General features: G+C 59.0%; 5 protein-coding genes. 4 read left to right on the plus strand and 1 reads right to left on the minus strand.

Going from position 1 to position 5,133, the window contains the following annotated elements:
• The coding region (locus AACR77_RS04475) for a retropepsin-like aspartic protease family protein (protein WP_042879991.1) at window positions 1-294 on the minus strand (294 nt) is incomplete at its 3' end.
• Window positions 295-422: 128 nt separating this feature from the next.
• Between AACR77_RS04475 and ampD the strand changes: the two genes are divergently transcribed.
• From ampD to AACR77_RS04495, 4 genes are all read left to right on the plus strand, one after another.
• Entirely contained in the window at window positions 423-995 is a 573-nt protein-coding gene (gene ampD, locus AACR77_RS04480; RefSeq protein WP_039040507.1) for a 1,6-anhydro-N-acetylmuramyl-L-alanine amidase AmpD, read from the plus strand.
• Between the two features lie 276 nt (window positions 996-1,271).
• On the plus strand, window positions 1,272-2,036 hold the full coding sequence (pdhR, locus tag AACR77_RS04485; RefSeq protein WP_010675815.1) for a pyruvate dehydrogenase complex transcriptional repressor PdhR: 765 nt from the start codon (window positions 1,272-1,274) through the stop codon (window positions 2,034-2,036).
• Window positions 2,037-2,119: 83 nt separating this feature from the next.
• Window positions 2,120-4,780, plus strand: a complete 2,661-nt coding sequence (gene aceE / locus AACR77_RS04490; RefSeq protein WP_039040509.1) for a pyruvate dehydrogenase (acetyl-transferring), homodimeric type — start codon at window positions 2,120-2,122, stop codon at window positions 4,778-4,780.
• A gap of 120 nt (window positions 4,781-4,900) precedes the next feature.
• Window positions 4,901-5,133, plus strand: a 233-nt coding sequence (locus AACR77_RS04495) for a biotin/lipoyl-containing protein (protein ID WP_042879994.1), incomplete at its 3' end; no start/stop codon positions are given.

Genomic DNA, 5,133 nt, shown 5'->3' on the forward strand with positions numbered 1-5,133 from the left:
CTGGATCTCTCCGGCTGCCGTATTGACACGGCTGCGGCCCGTGGCGACGAGGCCGAGCCGGGCGGCCACCTGGCTCGGTATGGTCACCCGGGTTGCTCCTGTGTCCAGCAGCAGTTGCACCGGCTGGTCGTTGATGGCACCCTCCAGACGATAATGGCCGCTGGCATCGGCCCTGAGCAGCAGATCGCCGCTGGCGGTCACCGACGGTTGTTCACGACCATGAAAGTAGAGGGTCAGCAGACCCAGCAGCGAGAGCCAGGTGAGCAGCCAGAGACGGCGTGCCATCGGGTGCATAGTGTGTCCCATATCGCGCGAGTGAATGGCTCAGCCTAACATAGCGTTATCCATGAATTCAGAGACTTGTTCCCAGTTTTCCCATCCCGCCAGAGGCACATCGCTTCCATTTGTGAGTCGAGCAGACGATGACACAACCCACAACCCTGTTTTCCATCGATCGAGAAGGATGGTGCGAGCAGGCCCGCAAGGTGCCTTCCCCCCATCACAATGAGAGGCTCAGCCCGGAGGATGTCTCCTTGCTGGTGATACACGGCATCAGCCTGCCCCCCGGGCAGTTTGGTGGCCCCTTTATCGACGATCTGTTTCTGGGGCGGCTCGATCCCGGTGCTCACCCCTATTTCGCCGGTATTCATCAACTGAGGGTCTCGGCCCACTGCCTGATCCGCCGTGATGGGGAACTGGTACAGTACGTGCCTTTTGGCGCCAGGGCATGGCATGCAGGAGTCTCGAGCTGGGAGGGGAGGGAGGCGTGCAACGATTTTTCCATCGGGATCGAACTGGAAGGGACCGACGAGCTTCCCTACAGCGACAAGCAATACGAGGTGCTGTCGGACCTCAGCCGGGCGATTGTTCACCGTTATCCCGCCATCACGGCGGACCGTATTGTCGGCCACTGCGACATCGCGCCGGGCCGCAAGACGGATCCGGGTGACAGTTTCGAATGGCCTCGCTATCGGGAAAAGCTTCACTTTGAGTGAAAAATCTAAAAATTATTTTGTGTTTTTAGAATCAATGGCTTGCCTTGTCTGGCAAGCCATTTTTCATGCTGTTGGCCAAATGTTATCGGTGAGCAAGCTCACAAATATTGGTCAGACCATTTTCTATGAGCTATATCATGATTCCGCGTTTTTACCCCCAAAGTGGCAGCCTAGCTTCTTGATTCAGATCATCTTTTGGGTGGACTTTTTTCAAGCCCTCTGCTAATTTTCGCCCCAATCATAAAATTGGTAATACCAATTTAACAAAGTAGCCTCATGCCCTATATCAAGATAACTCAGCCCAAGCTGGCCGACGCCATCGTCGCCGAGCTGGAAAGCATGATTCTGGAAGGCAGCCTGCAGCCGGGCCAGAAGTTGCCGCCCGAGCGGGAACTCGCCATCCAGTTTCAGGTGTCGCGCCCTTCCTTGCGCGAAGCCATCCAGCGCCTGGAAGCGAGAGGACTCTTGTATCGTCGTCAGGGCGGTGGCACTTACGTACAAAATGCCCTGAGCAAGGGGATCGCCGACCCCCTGTTCGAACTGCTCAGCACTCACCCGGAAGCCCAGTACGACCTGCTGGAGTTTCGTCACGCACTGGAAGGCATCTGTGCCTACTATGCGGCGCTGCGGGGCACCGAGGCTGATTTCGAACGGATTCGCCTGGCGCAAGCCGCCATTGAAGAAGCCGGTCAGCAAGGGTCGCTGGTGGTCGAATCGGCCGCCGTGACCCAGTTCTATCTGGCCGTGGCCGAGGCCTCCCACAACGTGGTGCTGCTGCACCTGTTGCGGGCCATGGGCCCCATGCTTGAGCAGAACATTTTACGCAATAACGAAATTTTGAATCGCCGTCCGGGAGTGGTCGCCAAGATCCGTCGCCATCGTGCGAGCCTGATCGAGGCTATCCTGTCGGGGGCTCCGGAGCGGGCCAGGGCTGCTTGTCATGAGCACCTGGCCTTTATCGAGGACACCTTGTTGGATATGCAGAGGGAAGACAGCCGGATCCAGCGATCCATGCGTCGGATCCGTCAGCAGGAAAACTAATCCCACAAGGCTTTCTTAATTGTCGAATGCTTGCGCCCTTCGCCGTGCAATGCCGTGCAATCACAACAACATAGGAACCAGCCATGTCTGATATCCTGAAGAACGATGTGGACCCGATAGAAACGCTGGAGTGGCTTGCCTCTCTGGAATCCCTGCTGCGTGAAGAGGGTCCGCAACGCGCTCAGTTCATCCTTGAACAGTTGGCCGAGAAAGCCCGCGCAAGCGGTGTGGACGTGGCTGCCAAGGCAAACCGCGACTACATCAACACCATCCCGTCCAGCGACGAGCCGGCTTACCCGGGCGACCTGGAAATGGAACGCCGCATTCGCGCCATCATCCGCTGGAATGCCATGATGATCGTGCTGCGCGCCTCCAAGAAAGACCTGGACCTGGGTGGTCACATGTCTTCCTTCGCTTCTTCCGCGACTATCTACGAAGTCTGCTACAACCACTTCTTCCGTGCCCGCAACGAGAAGGACGGTGGCGATCTGGTCTACTTCCAGGGTCACATCTCCCCGGGCATCTACGCCCGTGCATTCGCCGAAGGTCGCCTGACCGAAGAGCAGCTGGACAACTTCCGTCAGGAAGTGGATGGCAAGGGTATCCCTTCCTACCCGCACCCGAAACTGATGCCGGAATTCTGGCAGTTCCCGACCGTTTCCATGGGTCTGGGCCCCATCGCCGCCATCTATCAGGCGCGTTTCCTGAAGTACCTGACCGACCGTGGCATCAAGGATTGCTCCGAGCAGACCGTTTACGCCTTCCTGGGTGATGGCGAGATGGACGAGCCGGAAGCCAAGGGTGCCCTGACCGTTGCCGTGCGTGAAAAGCTCGACAACCTGGTGTTCGTGGTCAACTGCAACCTGCAGCGTCTGGATGGTCCGGTTGTCGGCAACGGCAAGGTCATCAACGAGCTGGAAGGCCTGTTCGCCGGCGCTGGCTGGGACGTGACCAAGGTCATCTGGGGTCGCAAGTGGGATGAGCTGCTGAAGAAAGACACTTCCGGCAAGCTGATCCAGCTGATGAACGAGACCGTGGACGGTGACTACCAGACCATGAAGTCCCGTGACGGTGCCTACGTGCGCGAGCACTTCTTCAACCGTTACCCGGAAACCGCCGCGCTGGTCAAAGACATGACCGACGAGGAGATCTTCGCCCTGAACCGCGGTGGTCACGACCCCCGCAAACTGTTCGCCGCCTTCTCCAAAGCAGCACAGACCAAGGGCAAGCCGACCGTGATCCTGGCCAAGACCATCAAGGGCTATGGCATGGGCGAAGCGGCCGAAGGCAAGAACATCGCTCACCAGGTCAAGAAGATGGATCTGGGCTCCGTGCGTCACCTGCGCGATCGTTTCAACCTGCCGGTGACCGACGAGCAGCTGGAAAACCTGCCGTACCTGAAGATCGAAGAGGGTACCGAAGAGCACAAGTACCTGCACGCCCGCCGTGCCGCACTGAAGGGCTATGTACCGACCCGTCTGCGCGAGAGCACCACCAAGCTGGAAATCCCGGCGCTGGATGCCTTCGGTCCGCTGCTGGGTGAACAGGCGCGCGAAATCTCCACCACCATGGCGTTCGTGCGTTCCCTGAACGTGATGCTGAAAGACAAGTCCATCGGCAAGCGCATCGTCCCGATCCTGGCTGACGAAGCCCGTACCTTCGGTATGGAAGGTCTGTTCCGCCAGATCGGTATCTACAGCCCGCACGGTCAGCAGTACACCCCGCAAGACCGCGACATCGTCTCCTACTACAAGGAAGACAAGCAGGGTCAGGTTCTGCAAGACGGTATCAACGAGCTGGGCGCCATGTCCTCCTGGCTGGCTGCTGCCACCTCTTACAGCACCAACGACTGCCCGATGATCCCGTTCTACATCTACTACTCCATGTTCGGCTTCCAGCGGATCGGCGACATGGCGTGGGCAGCCGGTGACCAGCAAGCCCGTGGCTTCCTGCTGGGCGCGACCTCCGGTCGTACCACTCTTAACGGAGAGGGCTTGCAGCACGAAGATGGTCACAGCCACATCCTGGCCAACACCATCCCGAACTGCATCTCCTACGACCCGTCCTACGCCTATGAAGTGGCGGTGATCGTACAGGACGGCCTGCGCCGCATGTACGGTGAGAACCCGGAGAACGTGTTCTACTACATCACTACCCTGAACGAGAACTATGCCATGCCGGCCATGCCGGAAGGCGCCGAGGAAGGCATCCGCAAGGGTATCTACAAGCTGGAAACCGTGGCCGGCACCAAGGCCAAGGTACAGCTGCTGGGTTGTGGTTCCATCCTGGGTCACGTGCGCACTGCCGCCCAGATCCTGGCCAGCGAGTACGGCGTGGGTTCCGACGTGTTCAGCGTTACCTCCTTCAACGAACTGGCTCGTGACGGTCAGGACGCGGATCGCTGGAACATGCTGCACCCGACCGCCGAAGCGCGTGTGCCCTACATCGCTCAGGTACTGGGTTCCGAAGCCACCATCGCCGCGACCGACTACATGAAGTCCTTCGCCGATCAGGTGCGTGCCTTCGTTCCGACCGAGAACTACCGTGTACTGGGTACCGACGGTTACGGCCGCTCCGACAGCCGTGCCAACCTGCGTCGTCACTTCGAAGTGAACGAGTTCTACGTAGTGGTTGCTGCCCTGACCGAACTGGCCAAGCGCGGCGAGGTAGACAAGCAGGTTGTGGCTGAGGCCATCGCCAAGTACGGCATCGATGCCGACAAGGTCAACCCGCTGTACGCGTAAGAGGATTGAGTGTCGCGCCGGGTATCCGGCGCGACCTTGCCTGGGTTTAAACGGATAACGCGGGATGCGCGTGGTGATGCTCAGGCAGCCACGCGAATGCACGCAAGAGGATAAAGCGCAATGTCCAAACAGATTATGGTGCCGGATATCGGTGCCGATGAAGTTGAAGTCACCGAGATCATGGTGGCTGTGGGTGACAAGGTCGAGCTGGACCAGTCCCTGATCGCCGTGGAAGGTGACAAGGCCTCCATGGAAGTCCCGGCCCCCGCCGCCGGTATCGTCAAAGAGATCCTGATCAAGGTGGGCGACAAGGTTGCCACCGGTTCCCAGATCATGGTCTTCGAAACTGTGAG

It is taken from the genome of Aeromonas sp. ZOR0002 (genome assembly GCF_963866995.1).
Lineage (GTDB): Bacteria > Pseudomonadota > Gammaproteobacteria > Enterobacterales > Aeromonadaceae > Aeromonas > Aeromonas caviae.

Coding starts and splice junctions, on each gene's coding strand:
- ampD (WP_039040507.1), top strand. CDS start 423: ATGACACAACCCACAACCCTGTTTTCCATCGATCGAGAAGGATGGTGC.
- aceE (WP_039040509.1), top strand. CDS start 2,120: ATGTCTGATATCCTGAAGAACGATGTGGACCCGATAGAAACGCTGGAG.
- pdhR (WP_010675815.1), top strand. CDS start 1,272: ATGCCCTATATCAAGATAACTCAGCCCAAGCTGGCCGACGCCATCGTC.